The sequence below is a fragment of the Microbacterium sp. PAMC22086 genome (genome assembly GCF_019443525.1).
Classification (GTDB): Bacteria; Actinomycetota; Actinomycetes; order Actinomycetales; family Microbacteriaceae; genus Microbacterium; species Microbacterium maritypicum.
Map to the genome: position 1 here is coordinate 809,775 of NZ_CP080380.1, position 14,853 is coordinate 824,627.

The 14,853-nt window shown below is 69.1% G+C and carries 18 protein-coding genes; 6 read left to right on the forward strand and 12 right to left on the reverse strand.

Going from position 1 to position 14,853, the window contains the following annotated elements; genetic code table 11:
• Positions 1–50 precede the first annotated feature (50 nt).
• From KY497_RS03940 to KY497_RS03950, 3 genes are read left to right on the forward strand one after another with little or no spacing between them, the layout of a single operon-like run.
• A complete protein-coding gene (locus tag KY497_RS03940; protein WP_055871287.1) occupies positions 51–902 on the forward strand; it encodes an ABC transporter substrate-binding protein in 852 nt (283 codons plus the stop codon).
• Positions 899–1,765: an amino acid ABC transporter permease gene (locus KY497_RS03945; RefSeq protein WP_219869868.1), complete on the forward strand. Its 867-nt coding sequence runs from the start codon at positions 899–901 to the stop codon at positions 1,763–1,765. Before KY497_RS03940 ends, KY497_RS03945 begins: the two co-directional genes overlap by 4 nt.
• The gene (locus KY497_RS03950; RefSeq protein ID WP_055871285.1) at positions 1,762–2,499 is read left to right on the forward strand and encodes an amino acid ABC transporter ATP-binding protein; all 738 of its coding nucleotides are present in this window, start codon (positions 1,762–1,764) and stop codon (positions 2,497–2,499) included. The genes KY497_RS03945 and KY497_RS03950 overlap by 4 nt, the downstream gene beginning before the upstream one ends.
• Before the next feature lie 22 nt (positions 2,500–2,521).
• Here KY497_RS03950 and pnuC read toward each other — a convergent pair whose 3' ends face one another.
• From pnuC to KY497_RS03970, 4 genes are all read right to left on the reverse strand, one after another.
• Entirely contained in the window at positions 2,522–3,232 is a 711-nt protein-coding gene (gene pnuC, locus KY497_RS03955) for a nicotinamide riboside transporter PnuC (RefSeq protein ID WP_219869869.1), read from the reverse strand.
• 2 nt (positions 3,233–3,234) lie between these two features.
• Positions 3,235–3,762: a GNAT family N-acetyltransferase gene (locus KY497_RS03960; protein ID WP_055871278.1), complete on the reverse strand. Its 528-nt coding sequence runs from the start codon at positions 3,760–3,762 to the stop codon at positions 3,235–3,237.
• Positions 3,763–3,890: 128 nt separating this feature from the next.
• Positions 3,891–4,943 (reverse strand): hypothetical protein, encoded by a 1,053-nt coding sequence (locus tag KY497_RS03965; protein WP_219869870.1) that lies wholly within the window; start codon positions 4,941–4,943, stop codon positions 3,891–3,893.
• Positions 4,944–4,957: 14 nt separating this feature from the next.
• The gene (locus KY497_RS03970; protein WP_218682475.1) at positions 4,958–5,095 is read right to left on the reverse strand and encodes a hypothetical protein; all 138 of its coding nucleotides are present in this window, start codon (positions 5,093–5,095) and stop codon (positions 4,958–4,960) included.
• Between the two features lie 82 nt (positions 5,096–5,177).
• Between KY497_RS03970 and KY497_RS03975 the strand changes: the two genes are divergently transcribed.
• Positions 5,178–6,527: an HNH endonuclease signature motif containing protein gene (locus tag KY497_RS03975; RefSeq protein ID WP_219869871.1), complete on the forward strand. Its 1,350-nt coding sequence runs from the start codon at positions 5,178–5,180 to the stop codon at positions 6,525–6,527.
• Between the two features lie 48 nt (positions 6,528–6,575).
• Here the strand turns inward: KY497_RS03975 and KY497_RS03980 are convergent, their stop codons facing one another.
• Both KY497_RS03980 and KY497_RS03985 read right to left on the reverse strand, forming a co-directional pair.
• Positions 6,576–6,815, reverse strand: a complete 240-nt coding sequence (locus KY497_RS03980) for a hypothetical protein (protein WP_219869872.1) — start codon at positions 6,813–6,815, stop codon at positions 6,576–6,578.
• A gap of 99 nt (positions 6,816–6,914) precedes the next feature.
• The gene (locus KY497_RS03985; protein ID WP_219869873.1) at positions 6,915–7,832 is read right to left on the reverse strand and encodes a DUF808 domain-containing protein; all 918 of its coding nucleotides are present in this window, start codon (positions 7,830–7,832) and stop codon (positions 6,915–6,917) included.
• A 164-nt stretch (positions 7,833–7,996) separates the two neighbouring features.
• Here KY497_RS03985 and msrB point away from each other — a divergent pair, with 164 nt between their 5' ends.
• On the forward strand, positions 7,997–8,497 hold the full coding sequence (msrB, locus tag KY497_RS03990) for a peptide-methionine (R)-S-oxide reductase MsrB (protein ID WP_055871267.1): 501 nt from the start codon (positions 7,997–7,999) through the stop codon (positions 8,495–8,497).
• Positions 8,494–9,039, forward strand: coding sequence for a peptide-methionine (S)-S-oxide reductase MsrA (msrA, locus tag KY497_RS03995; protein ID WP_218682752.1), 546 nt, complete (start codon positions 8,494–8,496; stop codon positions 9,037–9,039). The genes msrB and msrA overlap by 4 nt, the downstream gene beginning before the upstream one ends.
• A gap of 45 nt (positions 9,040–9,084) precedes the next feature.
• On the opposite strand, the gene KY497_RS04000 is transcribed toward msrA, so the two are convergent.
• The 6 genes from KY497_RS04000 to KY497_RS04025 all read right to left on the reverse strand — a co-directional run bounded on the left by KY497_RS04000 (position 9,085) and on the right by KY497_RS04025 (position 14,737).
• Positions 9,085–9,885 (reverse strand): alpha/beta fold hydrolase, encoded by an 801-nt coding sequence (locus KY497_RS04000; protein ID WP_151485590.1) that lies wholly within the window; start codon positions 9,883–9,885, stop codon positions 9,085–9,087.
• A gap of 163 nt (positions 9,886–10,048) precedes the next feature.
• On the reverse strand, positions 10,049–11,500 hold the full coding sequence (locus KY497_RS04005; RefSeq protein WP_219869874.1) for a catalase: 1,452 nt from the start codon (positions 11,498–11,500) through the stop codon (positions 10,049–10,051).
• On the reverse strand, positions 11,497–12,000 hold the full coding sequence (locus KY497_RS04010; RefSeq protein ID WP_258185863.1) for a Fur family transcriptional regulator: 504 nt from the start codon (positions 11,998–12,000) through the stop codon (positions 11,497–11,499). The genes KY497_RS04005 and KY497_RS04010 overlap by 4 nt, the downstream gene beginning before the upstream one ends.
• A gap of 62 nt (positions 12,001–12,062) precedes the next feature.
• Positions 12,063–12,995 carry a J domain-containing protein gene (locus KY497_RS04015; protein WP_219869875.1) on the reverse strand — a complete coding sequence of 311 codons (933 nt, stop codon included), beginning with the start codon at positions 12,993–12,995 and terminating at the stop codon, positions 12,063–12,065.
• A gap of 71 nt (positions 12,996–13,066) precedes the next feature.
• Positions 13,067–13,720 carry a YigZ family protein gene (locus KY497_RS04020; protein ID WP_219869876.1) on the reverse strand — a complete coding sequence of 218 codons (654 nt, stop codon included), beginning with the start codon at positions 13,718–13,720 and terminating at the stop codon, positions 13,067–13,069.
• A gap of 30 nt (positions 13,721–13,750) precedes the next feature.
• A complete protein-coding gene (locus KY497_RS04025) occupies positions 13,751–14,737 on the reverse strand; it encodes an aldo/keto reductase (protein WP_218682992.1) in 987 nt (328 codons plus the stop codon).
• Between the last annotated feature and the right edge of the window lie 116 nt (positions 14,738–14,853).

Sequence of the window (14,853 nt, forward strand, 5' to 3'; positions counted from 1 at the left end):
CCGTCCTGCCTCGCCGTCTTCTCCATACCCTTCCTCGCCCTGGAGTCACCGTGCCCTTCGCCCCCTCCCTCCGCCGCGCGACGGTCGTCGCCGCTGCGGCCGCCGCCATCGCCCTCACTCTCTCCGCGTGCAGCACGCCGTCGACCGACTCCGGCAGCGGAGACGGCTCGGGACTTCCGACCGTGACCGAGGGCAAGCTCACCATCGCCACGGGTGAGCCCAACTACGAGCCGTGGTTCGTCGACGACGATCCCTCCAACGGCGAGGGCTTCGAGGGTGCGGTCGCCAACGCCGTCGCCGAGCAGCTCGGCTACACGGCCGACGACATCGTCTGGGTGCGCACCACCTTCGATGGCGCCATCGCGCCCGGCCCCAAGGACTGGGACATCAACCTGCAGCAGTTCTCCATCACCGACGACCGCAAGAAGGCCGTCGACTTCTCGTCGCCGTATTACACGACCACGCAGGCCGTCGTCGCGGTCGGCGGCTCGCCCGCGGCGTCGGCGACGACCATCGACGAGCTCAAGGCCACCAAGGTCGGCGTCGCCAGTGGCACCACCAGCTACACGGTCGCCAAGGCTCAGCTCGGCGAGGCCGACCTCAACGTCTTCAACTCGGTCGACGACGTCGTGCTCGCACTCAAGGGCGGTCAGATCGACGCCATGATCACCGACCTCCCCGGCGCCTTCTACGTCGTCGGCGCCCAGCTCGACGATGGTGTGGTCACCGGACAGTTCGCCGACGCGAACGGCGGAGACGACTTCGGCATCGTGCTGCCCAAGGGCTCAGCCCTCACGGCCGATGTCACCAAGGCGGTCGACGCCCTGCGTGACAACGGCACGCTCGACGAGCTGCAGCAGAAGTGGCTCAGCGACGCGGTCGACGTCCCCGTCCTGAAATGACCTCGACCTCCGTCGACGCGGAGTGGCAGCCGAGCAAGCTCGAGCTGTCACGCCGCGCTCTGCGGCGTCGGGCGACCACCCGATCCGTCCTGATCGCGTTCGGCAGCAGCATCGCGCTGTTGGCGGTGCTGGTCGTGGTCGTCGTCAACACTCCAGGCTGGGCGATCGTCAGCCAGACGTTCTTCGACCCGCAGGTCGCACTCCAGAGCATCGGACCGATCTTCCAGGGCCTGCTCGTCAACCTGCTGGTGCTCGTCATCGCCGTGGTCTGCGTCGCGATCCTCGGCACGCTCCTGGCCACCATGCGCTCGCTGCGCGGCCCGGTGTTCTTCCCGCTGCGCGCGCTCGCCGCGGCCTACACCGACTTCTTCCGCGGCATCCCGCTGCTGATCGTGCTCTACCTCGTCGGCTTCGGCATCCCCGCGCTGGGGATCTTCCCGCGCATGCCTCCGATGTTCTGGGGCACGATCGCGCTGGTCCTGACCTACTCGGCCTATGTCGCCGAGGTGCTCCGTGCGGGCATGGAGGCGGTGCACCCCTCGCAGCGCATCGCGGCGCGCTCGCTCGGACTCACTCACGGCCAGACCCTGCGGATCGTCGTGATCCCGCAGGGTGTGCGCAAGGTCGTCCCCGCCCTCATGAACGACTTCGTGTCGATGCAGAAGGATGTCGGCCTGATCTCGGTGCTCGGGGCGGTCGATGCGGTGCGCGCAGCTCAGCTGATGGTCGCCGAGACCTACAACTTCACGCCCTACGTCGTCGCCGGCCTCATGTTCATCGTGCTCAGCTGGCCGATGATCCGCCTGACCGATGTCGTCACGGCGCGTCTGAACAAGCGCGAGCAGGCCGGAGGAGTCGTATGAGCGTCCCCGTGATCGAGGCCAGGGGCGTGCGCAAGCGCTTCGGCGACCACGACGTGCTGCGCGGCATCGACCTCTCGGTCGGCACGCACGAGGTCGTCGTGCTGATCGGCGCCTCGGGCTCGGGCAAGTCGACGCTGCTCAAGACCATGAACCTCATCGAGGGCATCGACGACGGACAGATCTTCCTGTCCGGCGAAGACATCACTGACCCGCGGGTCGACGCCGATGCCGTGCGGGCGCGGATCGGTGTCGTGTTCCAGCACTTCAACCTGTTCCCGCACCTCACCGTGCTCGACAACGTCACGCTCGCGGCGGTGCGGGTGCACGGCATGCGCAAGACGGAGGCGCGGGCCAAGGCGCGCGAGCTGCTCGATACTCTCGGTCTCGGCGCCAAGGCCGACGAGTATCCTGACCGGCTCTCGGGCGGACAGCAGCAGCGCGTGGCGATCGTGCGCGCCGTCCTCACGCAGCCCGAGGTGCTGCTGCTCGACGAGATCACCAGCGCGCTCGACCCGCAACTGGTCGGCGAGGTGCTCGACCTGGTGCGGCAGCTGAAGCAGCAGGGCGCCACGATCGTGATGGCGACCCACGAGATGTCGTTCGCCCGCGAGGTCGCCGACCGCATCGTGTTCCTCGAGCACGGCGTCGTCGTCGAGCAGGGCCCGCCCTCTCAGGTGTTCGATGCCCCGCAGCACGCCGCCACCGCAGAGTTCCTGGCACGCGTGCAGCACTGAGTCGAGGTGCTCGACGAAGCGCTCAGGTGAGCTCGTCCTCCGGCCGTCGAGGACTCGGGTCGGGCGGCAGGATCTCGATCGGATGCGCGGCGGTGCGCTGAGCCCGCCACCAGATCACGAAGCCGATCGCGGTGAAGACGCCGTAGAACACGTACATGAAGCCCGTCGCGTAGTAGCCCGAGCTGAACAGCAGGGGCACTCCGACCACGTCGACGGCGATCCAGACCAGCCAGAACTCGGTCCAGCCCTTGGCCATGCCGTAGGTGGCGAGCAGCGACCCGACGAATGTCCAGGCGTCGGCCCAGACCGGCTCCCACGACCCCAGCAGACGGAACAGCGGCGTGAGGGCTACGGTGCCGACGACCATCACCAGCACCATGCCGATGCGCGCGCTCGTCGGTGCCCAGCGCGGCACCACACGTCCGCCGTCGAGATTCCGCCAGCGGATCCAGCCGTAGATCGCCACGGCGATGAACATGATCTGCCGCCCGGCCTGACCCAGCAGATGCGGCAGTGACGGATCGGGGCTGAGTGCGGAGCCCAGGAACACCGTGAGCAGCAGCAGGTTGCCGATGATGCCGACCGGCCACGCCCACACCTTGCGACGCATGCCGCCGAGTGCACTCGCGAGACCGAACGCGTTGCCCACGACCTCGCGCACCAGGAGCGTCTGCCCGCCGGGCAGCATCCACTGCGAGTTGAAGGCGTCGACGAACCACTCGAGCAGGTTCATCGTCAGGAACCGGCGTCGGGCTCGACGCGGTCGTCGAGCACCAGCTGCAGCATGCTCAGATCGAGCCAGCGCCCGAACTTGGTGCCCACCTGCGGCATGCGTCCGACCTCGACGAAGCCCAGGCGTTCGTGCAGGGCGATGGAGGCGGCGTTCCCGCTCTCGATCCCCGCGATCATCACGTGCATCCCCGCGGCGGTGGCGCGCTCGACGAGCGCGGCCATCAGGGCCGTTCCGATGCCGCGACCGTGCTGACCGCCGAGAACGTAGACCGAGTGCTCGACCGTGAGTCGGTAGCCGCTGTGGGGACGCCACTGCGCGTATGACGCGTAGCCCAGCACGCCGGTGTCGTCGACCGCGACGATGACCGGGTAGCCGCGGGTGGTGCGATCGGCGAGCCAGGCGACGCGGTCGGCGAGGTCGACCGCCTCCTCGTTCCAGATCGCGGTGGTGTGCAGCACGGCATGGTTGTGGATCGCGGTGATCGTCTCGAGATCGGCGGTCTCGGCATCCCTGATTCGCACGGCTGTCATCGGCGGGCGGTCTCTCTTCTTCAGCGCTTCGGGTGCGCGTGCTTCGTCGGCGCTCGGGTGCGCATCGCCGACGCTAGCAGGAGGAACCGGCGTCCGGGGGGGGGGAAGCAACCGAACAGTTACGCAGCTCAGCCCACGGGCCTCGCGCTCACGGCCTCGGGCACGAGGATCGCGCGCCTCATGTCGACCATGATCGGGTCGAAGAAGCGCTCCCGATAGCGGGCCTCGCTCACGGCGGAGAACACGAACGGCAGGGCCGCGATCACCGAGAGCAGGGTGGCCGCCTTGAGCAGGTTCACAGTGAGCGGCAGCTTCGCTCCGAAGAACTCCAGAGGCTGGACGGCGAGCGGCTGCGCGGCGCTGCCGGGGCCGAGCCAGATGCCGACGACCCCCGTGGGGACCGCGATGCCGCCGATCACGATCAGCAGCGCCGCGAGGAGACCCGCGAAGAACAGCGCCTGCACCAGCTGCGCGACGGTCATGGCGAGCAGGATGTTGATCCGCTGTGGTGCGCGCAGTCGACCCGGAGCGCCGGGCAGGAGGCGGTGCCCTTCGGCGGGGGTGCCGAGCAGCAGTGCGCTTCGCTGTTCCGCTGTGAGCGCCTCCGCGTCGTCGTCGATCTCGGACGCGCTGACCCGCAGCACGACGATGCCGGCGAGCACGGCGACGACGAGGCCGAGCAGGGCGATCGATCCCCAGGACAGGGCGGAGGCCATCTGCCACACCTCGGCCGAGAAGAAGGAGAACACGACCAGCATCAGGATGACCGGGAGAGCGATCGAGGCCATGTGTCCGATCGCCGAGGCGTAGCGCACCGCGAGGCGCGAGGCCCAGGAGATCATCGCGCCACCGCCCATGCCGGTGACCAGGATGCAGAGAGCGAGGACGAGGATCGTCCGCAGGACCGGACCGACGGTCGCATCCGGCTGGACGCTGTAGCCGTAGCTGATCGTGAAGGCGAGGCAGGCGGCGATCAGCAGGAGTGCGACTGCCGTGCCGATGCCCATCGGGAGACGACGCAGCACGGCGCGCACCAGGAAGTAGGCGGCCCAGGCGAGCCCTGCCGAGAGCGTGAAGAGCACGACGGCGACGAGCACGACGAAGGCGGCCTCCTCGGCCGAGTCGTCGAGGGCGAAGTCGAACACGACCTCGATCCCGTCCTGGAAGAGATAGGCCGCCACGGCGACCCACGCGATCAGGGCGCGACGCGTCGCGGAAGGTCGGTGAACCAGCGCCGCAGCGGCACGAACGTCGGAAGGCCCTGTTCGCGGAACCAGCGGTCGGCGTCGCGCTTCGTGCTGTGCGGCTTCGGCGAGGGCGGGGACGTGGGCATGGCGATGAGATTACGGCATCCGCGATGCCCGAGTTATCCACAACCCTTCTGAATCTTCGAATATATGTTCTAAACTGGAGGCATGGCGAACCCGCATCTGAACCCCGTCCTCGAGGCAGTGAAGTGCCTCGAAGACGCGTGGGGCGATGCGACGAACGCGAGCGACCTGACCCGAGCGGAGCTGCTCGAGGCGCACCGGGCGTTGGGGCTGGTGCAGCGTCGGCTCGACGGCGTCCACGCCGAGATCGCGGCGAGCATCGCCCGGGAATCGCGTCCCGAACTGGGAGCTGCGGGTCTCGCGAAGCAGCAGGGCTTCCGCAGCCCGGCGACCATGATCGCCGCAACGACCGGCGGATCGACAGGCGACGCGGTGCGGCTCGTGAAGGTGGGGGAGTCGATCGCGCCTCGGGCGAACCTGATCGGCGAGCCCCTTCCGCCGCGGTATCCCGAGGTGCAGCGGGCGATCGGTGCCGGCGTGCTCGGTGCGGCATCCGCGGCGCTGATCGTGACCCTGCTCGATCGGGCGCGACTCAAGGTCGGCGTCGACCGCCTCGTCGAGGCCGAGCGACTGCTCGTCGAGCGTGCCGAGGGGCTCTCGCTCGATGATGTGCGCAAGCTCGTCGCGCATGCCGCAGCCTGGCTCGACCCCGACGGTGTGGCTCCGCGCGAAGAAGAGGCCCGGTCGCGGCGCTCGCTGACCATGTTCGAGCGCGACGGGTCGCTGCACCTCACCCTGCAGACCGACATCGCCTCCGGGGCTCCCGTGAAGGCGGCGATCCAGGCCTACGTCACGGCGACGTTCCAGACGCGGGCGCACGCGCTCGACCCCGAGGCGCCCGATGCCGACCGTCGCACGGTCGGAATGATCCAGGCCGACGCGCTCACAGAGATCTGCACGCATGCGAGCCGATGCGACAACGGCGGGCTGCCGGTGTCCGGGGCGACCGTCGTCGTCCGTGTGGGGCTCGGCGACCTGACGACCGGCGCCGGGTTCGCGACGGTCGACGGCCTCGACGAGCCGGTCAGCATCGCTGCATGTCGTCGGATGGCGGCGGGCGGTGGCATCATCCCCGTCGTGCTCGGCGGTGAAGGCGAGATCCTCGACTGGGGACGCGAGAAGCGGTTGTTCACCCGTGCGCAGAGGCTTGCGCTCGTGGAGCGCGACGGCGGCTGTGTCATGTGCGGGCTGCCCCCGCAACTGACCAGGGCGCATCATCTGCGCTGGTGGCAACGTGATGGCGGATCGACCGATCTCGACAACGGCGTGCTGCTCTGCGACAGCTGTCACCACCGCATCCACGACAACGAGTGGGAGATCAGGATCGAGGGGTGCGGGTTCGCCGCGCGGGTGTGGCTCATCCCGCCGCCGAACGTCGACCCCGAGCGCAGACCGAGACTCGGCGGCAGGGCCCGGTACGACATCGCGGCGTGAGGGTGCCGTCTCCTCGGACAGACACCTTCGTCGCGCTCGCCGGTGGACTCAGCGCGCCGAGGTCGAGGCGGTCTCGATGGATCTCAGTCGGGAGGTGATGGTGGCGAAACCCGCTGACCAGGCGGTGCCCAGCCCCGCAGCCGTGGCTCCGGCAGCAGTGAGTTGGCCCCCGGGCTCGTCGATGGCGGCGAAGACGAACCAGACCGCGGCCGCACCGATCCCCACGATGGCGGTGGCGGAGATCAGGCGCCGGGTCCGACGCAGCTGTGTGGCGTGATCGGTGCTCATGCTCCGATCAAACCGGAGCGGACGACAGGCCACATCCCCCGCACGGCGGATAGCGACGGACGCTCAGGCTCAGGCTCAGGCTCAGGCTCAGGCTCAGGCTCAGACGTGCACGTCGGCGGGGGATTCCTCGCCCTCGTGGAAGTTGGGCGTCTTGCCGAACAGCCGCGCGATGCCCAGCACGATCCCGACGATGACCAGTCCCAGAAGAAGACCGGCGATCGCGGAGATGATCGTGTCCACGATCCAGACCACGATCGGACCGAGGCCGTGGAGCGCGTGCTCCACGGCGTGCAGCATGTCGACCGGGAAGTGCCAGCCCACCTCGCCGAGGTTGACGAGCACCAGGTGGCCACCGACCCACAGCATCGCGACCGTGCCGAGGATGCTGATGAACCGGAACACCGCGGGCATGGACCGCACGATCCTGGTGCCGGTGTGACGCACGCGCTGCACCGGGTTCTTCGCCATCTTCAGGCCGATGTCATCGATCTTCACCAGCAGCGCGACGGCGCCGTAGACGACGCCCGTCATCAGAAGCGCGATCACGGCGAGGATCGCCAGGGTCGCCCAGATGTCGAGGCCCTTGGCCAGACTCGCCAGTGAGATGAGCATGATCTCGGTCGAGAGGATCAGGTCGGTGCGCACCGCACCCAGCACGAGCTTCTTCTCATCGCGCGCGCCTTCGTCGGCGTGGCCGTGCTGCACGCCGAACCACTCCAGCACCTTCTCGGCACCCTCGAAGCAGAGGTACGCGCCACCCAGGATCAGCAGGTACGGGAGCACCCAGGGGGCGAACGCGGTGAGCAGCAGGGCGGCCGGGATGATGATCAGGAACTTGTTCGCAAGCGACCCCAGAGCGATCTTGCCCACGACGGGCAGCTCCCTGGCCGGTGTGAGGCCCTGCACGTACTGCGGGGTGACCGCGGCGTCATCGATCACGACGCCGGCCGCCTTCGCCGACGCCTTCATCGCAGCGCTCAGGATGTCATCGACGACGGCGAGCAGTCCAACGGACATGGGCGGTTCCCCTCGGCAGGTGTGCAGTGCGGAGGCAACTCTATCGAGTCGGAGAGGCCTGGAAACTCACAGCCCGCTCCCAGGGCCACGGGACCAAAACGGGCCGGTCGTCGGTTCTCCTTCTATGACGCCGCAGCCAGCGACGTCGGACAAGGAGTCAGATCATGTCGAACGACTACCGCAAGACCCCCGAGGCCGTCAGCGGCCTCAGCCACCTGCAGTACGAGGTGACCCAGGAGGACGCGACCGAACCGCCGTTCCGCAACGCGTACTGGAACAACCACGAAGACGGCATCTACGTCGACGTCGTCTCGGGAGAGCCCCTGTTCTCGTCGACCGACAAGTTCGACAGCGGCACCGGGTGGCCGAGCTTCACCAAGCCCATCGAGGCGGACGCGGTGACCACGCGCACCGACCGCTCGCTGTGGATGAAGCGCACGGAGGCGCGTTCGGCCGGGGCCGACAGCCACCTCGGGCACGTCTTCGACGACGGGCCCCGCGCCGAGGGCGGACTGCGCTACTGCATGAACTCGGCGGCCCTCCGCTTCATCCCGGCTGCCAGTCTGGAGGAGGAGGGGTACGGTCGCTACAGTCCCCTCTTCGCCGCGACGACGGACACCCCCACCACCGACACCCCCACCGACACCTCTGAGGAGCAGTCATGACCGACACGGGAAACATCACCCGCACCCCTGGCACCGAGACCGCCGTGCTCGCCGGCGGCTGCTTCTGGGGCATGGAAGACCTGATCCGCCGCCAGCCGGGTGTGCTCAGCACGCGGGTCGGCTACACCGGCGGCTCGAACGACCGCGCCACCTACCGCAATCACCCCGGTCACGCCGAGGCGGTCGAGATCGTGTTCGACCCGGCCCAGACGACCTACCGCGACATCCTGGCGTTCTTCTTCCAGATCCATGACCCGTCGACCCTGAACCGTCAGGGCAACGACGTCGGGTCGAGCTATCGCTCCGCGATCTTCCCGCTCTCCCCTGAGCAGGAGACGGTCGCGCGCGACACGATCGCGGATGTCGACGCCTCCGGCCTCTGGCCCGCGAAGGCCGTCACCACGATCGAGCCTGCCGGCCCGTTCTGGCAGGCCGAGGAGGAGCACCAGGACTACCTGATCAAGTACCCCAACGGCTACACCTGCCACTTCCCCCGTGCGGGATGGGTGCTGCCGAAGCGCGACGAAGCCGCCGCCGTCTGACGACAGCGGTCTCCGGCTGCGCGTAGCCCGGTCGTTTCGGCCGGGCTACGCCTCTGCCAGGAACGCCACGGCCGCGTCCTTGAAGTCACGCGAGCCCGGGGCGTTGAAGTGATTACGGTTCGGGATCTCGAAGAATCGTCCGTCGGGGGTCGCTGAGGCCAGTGCCCGTGAGCCCTCGATGATGGCGTCCTTCGATCCGGTGGCGAACAGGATGGGCCGGGTCGGCGCATCAGAGGGGTCGGGGTCGATCATGCCCGACGCCCGCATTCCCTCCGCGAGTGCGACCAGCGCCTGCAGGTCGTTGCCCGGCACCCGCTCGGTCAGCGCGATGTAGTTCTGGGTCGTCCGATCCGCCACCGGCGTGCCGTCGGCGATGTATCTGCGCACCTGGTCGAGATCCAGGCGGGCCAGCGGAATGCCGTCAGGAACTCCGCCCAGCACCGCGCGTCCGATGCGGTGCGGCAGCTCGCGCACCACCTCCCAGCCCACGCGCGCACCGAGCGAGTACCCGACATAGAACGCGTCGTCGACGAGATAGGTGTCCATCACCGTCTCGACATCGGTGACGAGGGTGCGGATGCGGTAGCCGTCGGGGTCGTGCGGCTTCTCGCTGAGCCCGTGCCCGCGCTGGTCGAGCGCCAGCACGCGATAGCCCGCGCGGGTGAGCTCACGCACCCAGCCGGTCAGCACCCAGTTGTCGCGTGCGTTCGAGGCGAAGCCGTGCACGATCACCACGACGGGGGCGTCGGGCTCGCCCCAGGTGTAGGTCGCCAGCCGGGTGCCGTCGGCGGCGTACACCTGCTGGGGCTCGGGCATGCTGGTCAGGTCGGAGAGAGGGACGGCCACTCCTCCATCTTGGACCCGTTCCCGGGTCGTCGGCGCAGGACGGTTCCCCCGGGAAAGGCGACACGACGAAACGGCCTCCCGGGGACGAGGTGTCCCCGGGAGGCCGTGCGGATCAGGTGACCGTGCGGATCAGGTGACCCAGCCGATCAGATGATCGTGCGGATCAGAAGCGCGCACGCAGCGCGGCGCCGAGGTCGGCGTCGACGTTCGTCCAGTACTGGAAGAAGCGCTCGCGGATCGCGTCGATCGTGATCGAGCGCCCCTGGCCGGTGAGGGTCTCCAGGAAGCGCGCCCGCTGCTCGGCGTCGAAGACCTCGCGGTAGAGCGTGCCGGCCTGGCCGAAGTCGTCGTCTTCCGAGTGCAGGGTGGCGGCGGCGCGCATGAGCTCGCCGTCCGACTCCCAGCTCGCCTCGACGCCGGCCGCGGGATCGGCCTCGGGGCCGCCCGCAGCGCCGTAGGAGTTCGGGGTGTAGGTGCGGTGCTCGGCCGGGTTGAACCGGTACTGCATCTGCCCCTCGTGCATGTAGTTGCGCACCTCGGCGGCGTGCGGCTGGTTCACCGGCAGCTGGTTGTAGTTGGCGCCGATGCGGTAGCGCTGCGCGTCGGAGTAGGAGAACACGCGGGCCATGAGCATCTTGTCGGGCGAGATCCCGGTGCCGGGCACCTGGTTCCCCGGCGAGAACGCGGCCTGCTCGATCTCGGCGAAGAAGTTCTGCGGGTTGCGGTTCAGCGTGAACGTGCCGACCTTGATGCGCGGGTAGTCCTTCTTCGACCAGGTCTTCGTGAGGTCGAAGGGGTTGAAGCGGTAGTCCTTGGCCTCGTCGTACGGCATGATCTGCACGAACACATCCCACGAGGGGTTCTCGCCGCGCGCGATCGCGTCGAACAGGTCGCGACGGTAGTAGTCGGCGTCCGAGCCGGCGAGCTTCTCTGCCTCGTCGGCCTCCATGGTCTCGAAGCCCAGGGTGGAGAGGAAGTGGTACTGCACCCAGAACCGCTCCCCGGCCGCGTTCACCCACTGGTAGGTGTGCGAGCCGTAGCCGTTCATGTGGCGCCAGCTGCGGGGAAGGCCGCGGTCGCCCATGAGGTACGTGACCTGGTGGGCGGTCTCGGGCGAGAGCGTCCAGAAGTCCCACTGCATGTCGGCGTCGCGCAGACCCGAGTCGCCGAGGCGCTTCTGCGAGTGGATGAAGTCGGGGAACTTCATGGCGTCGCGCAGGAAGAACGTGGGCGTGTTGTTGCCGACGATGTCGAGGTTGCCCTCGGTCGAGTAGAAACGCAGCGAGAATCCGCGCACGTCGCGCCAGGTGTCGGGCGACCCCTGCTCTCCGGCGACCGACGAGAAGCGGATGAGCGTCTCGCTCACGGCGCCGGGCTGGAACACCGCGGCCCTGGTGTACGCCGACACGTCTTCCGTGACGACGAACTCGCCGAACGCGCCGCCGCCCTTCGCGTGCGGGTTGCGCTCCGGCACACGCTCCCGGTTGAAGGAGGCGAGCTTCTCGACCAGGTAGCGGTCGTGCAGCACGGTGGGGCCGTCGGCGCCGACCGTGAGGGAGTGCACGTCGCTCGCGACGGGGGTCCCGGTCTGGGTCGTGGTGGCAGGTTTCGTCATGGTGTTCTCCTTCTCCTTATCCGCATCCGTGCAGGCGCGACGAACACCCCATCCGAGGATGGGCGATCGGCGGACTGCTGCTGTGCGGCGTTCTGGCAACTGGGACACAGGCCCCAGAAGGTGACTTCGGCTGTCTGGACGGTGAATCCCCCCGTCGAGGACGGGGTGAGACACGGCGCTTCACCGACGACGCAGTCCACGTCGCCGATGGCACCGCAGGAGGTGCAGACGACGTGATGGTGGTTGTCGTCGATGCGCCGCTCGTAGAGCGCCGCGGAGCCTGCCGGTTCGATCCGGCGGATGAGGCCCGCCGTCGTTAGGTCCGCGAGGATGTTGTGCACCGACTGGATCGACGTGGTCGGCAGCACTTCGGACACAGCGCGGTAGAGCCGTTCCGCGTCTGAATGGGCCATGGAGTCGAGAGCCTCGAGAACGGCGACGCGGCCCGCGGTCGCACGAAGCCCGGCACCGCGAAGCGCTGAGTCGAGTTCCGTCTCCATGCCTTGAGTGTACCCCGTGATTTGAATAACTCAAAAGAACGACCTGTGTACTGCACCCGGCGTCAGACGAAGCGGACGGTCTGCTGCAGTCGGGTGCGCACGTCGAACAGTTCGTTCCCGCCGATCGCCCGCGCCTGCGGAACGCCCTGACGCAGCACCATCGCCAGCGCGCTGCGGCGCACGACGACGACCGGAACGCCGCGGCTCGTGCCGAGCGGTGTGACGGCCTGCGCGAGGTCGTCGTCGGGCAGCACGATGATCGCACCGCTGAAGCGCACGCGGGCGGTCTTGGCGATCGTGCGCATCCGACCGAGGGCAGCCGTCACCGGCGCGCGGGTTCCCAGGCTCGGCCCGGTGATCTCGCCGCGCCGGAAGCCGACCACCCCTCCGAAGTCCTCCGACATCACCCCGTACAGGCCGGAGGGGCCCAGCACCACATGGTCGAGCTTGTCGTCGGCATCCGCCCCCACGGCCACGTCGTGCCACACCGTGAAGCCCATGCCGAGGTCGGAGACCGTGCGCGCCGTGGCCTCTTCCGCCAGGGCATCGGCGAGCAGTCGGCGCAGATCGCGGGGAGCTGAGCGCACCAGGGCGGGGTCGTAGGGGTCGGGGACCTCGACGCCACGGCCCGCCCATTCGCGGATGAGGACGAGGTAGCGCTCGCGACGCCATCCGCCGGGGTGGCCGTAGGAGCGGGCGCGCGGACGGGTGTCGGTACGCGCTGCCTGAGGCCGCCATCCGCTCCACCCGGTGTCGGCGTCGGGTGTCGCCGCTGACGCCACACCTGAGCGGCGGTCGTAGGCGGCACGGCTCTCGACGGTGCCGACCAGCTCCCACGCGCGCTGCACCTGGATGAAGATCGCGGCGTCGCCACCGGTGTCCGGGTGCGTCTGGCGCAGCCGCAGACGGTAGGCGCGGCGCAGCTCGGCGTCGTCGACGGAGGGGGCGACCCCGAGGATCTCGTAGGCCGAGGCCGAGAGCGGACTGTCGAACATCGCTCTCCCTCCGCGACCGCGGCATCCAGGATATCCGTCGTTCGTTGTGGTTTCGCCGATGCCCGTCGGTGTCAGGCGGGCACGTCGACGATGCGCTCGACACCGAGGACAGGCGCGATCGCACCCGCGGATGCCGCGGCCAGATCGTCGACGAGCCGGGGGACTTCGGCCTCGGGGGCCCACAGCTCGAGCGTGGCCGTCGCGGCATAGCTCGGCGCGCCCAGCGTCGCACCATGATGGACCGCCCAGTCGCGCAGCAGATTGTCGTAGCGGCCGGCGTCTGCGTGCGGCACCTCGAGCGTCACCTGCCGGAGGGCTGCCCGCCGCACGAGGGACGCCAGATCGAGTGCCTCAGACACTGCGGAGGAGTAGGCGCGCACGAGCCCTCCCGCCCCGAGCTTCACACCGCCGAAGTAGCGGGTCACCACCGCGACCACATCGGTCAGCTCGCGCCGGCGCAGCACCTCGAGCATCGGGATCCCCGCGGTGCCGGAGGGCTCGCCGTCATCCGAGGACCGCGCCTGATCGCCGAGCAGACCCGTCACCATCGCGGTGCAGTTGTGGGTGGCGTCCCAGGCCCTCTTCCGGATGGCGGCGATCACGGTGTCGGCCTGCTCGACCGAGGAGACGGGCTCGATGCGGGTGAGGAAGCGCGACTTGCGGATGACGGTCTCGTGCTCGACAGCGGACGCGATGGTCGCGGGATAGCTGCGGGCGGAGATCACCCGCCTCACGATACCGAGGCCGCGGAGGACTCAACGGTCGACGAACGCCATCTGCTGCGGGTTGTAGCGGTCGCCGCTCACCCCGACGCGTGTGGCGAGGGTCGAGAGGTCGGCGACCTCGTCGGCCGACAGGGCGACCGCCGTGCTTCCGGCGTTCTCGGCGATGCGCACGGTGCGTCGAGTGCCGGGGATCGGCACGATCCACGGCTGCTGTGCGAGCAGCCACGCCAGAGCGATCTGACCGGGGGTGGCCCCCTTCGCCGTGGCCAGCTCTGCCACGTGCGCCACGAGCGCGTGGTTCGCCGCCCGGTTCTCGGCCGTGAACCGCGGGATCGTGGCGCGGATGTCGCCGGCTGCGAAGTCGGCTGCCGTGTCGACCGTCCCGGTCAGGAACCCCTTGCCGAGCGGACTGAAGGGCACGAATCCGATGCCCAGCTCCGCGAGCACCGGCAGGATCTCGGATTCGGGATCGCGGGTCCACAGCGAGTACTCGCTCTGCAGCGCGGTGACCGGGTGCACGGCATGTGCGCGGCGGATCGTGTCCGCCGAGGCCTCGGAGAGCCCGAAGTGGCGCACCTTCCCTTCGGCGATGAGCTCGCCGACGGTCCCGGCGACGTCTTCGATCGGCACGTCGGGGTCGACGCGGTGCTGGTAGAAGAGGTCGATCACGTCGGTGCGCAGACTCCGCAGCGACGCCTCGGCCACTCGCCGGATCTGCTCGGGCCGACTGTCGAGCCCCACGCTCCTGCCGTTCTGGATGTCCCAGCCGAACTTCGTCGCGAGCACGACGCGATCGCGGATCGGCTCGAGCGCCTCGCCGACGAGTTCCTCGTTCACATACGGGCCGTAGACCTCGGCCGTGTCGAAGAAGTCGACGCCGTGCTCGATCGCCGACCGCAGCACCCCGATCATTTCGTCGCGGCTTCCGGGGTTGGGCCCGTAGCTCTGCGACATGCCCATGCAGCCGAGTCCGACCGCAGAGACCTGGAGGCCCTGTCCGAGAGTGCGCGTGTGCATGGGATGTCCTTTCGTCGTGGCCGCGGACGGATCGGCGGCCTGCCCCCGACGCTACGCGCGCGCACGGTGCCGAGGGAGGTCCTGTCGGAACCCCGCTGGCCGGGACCCCGCTGGCG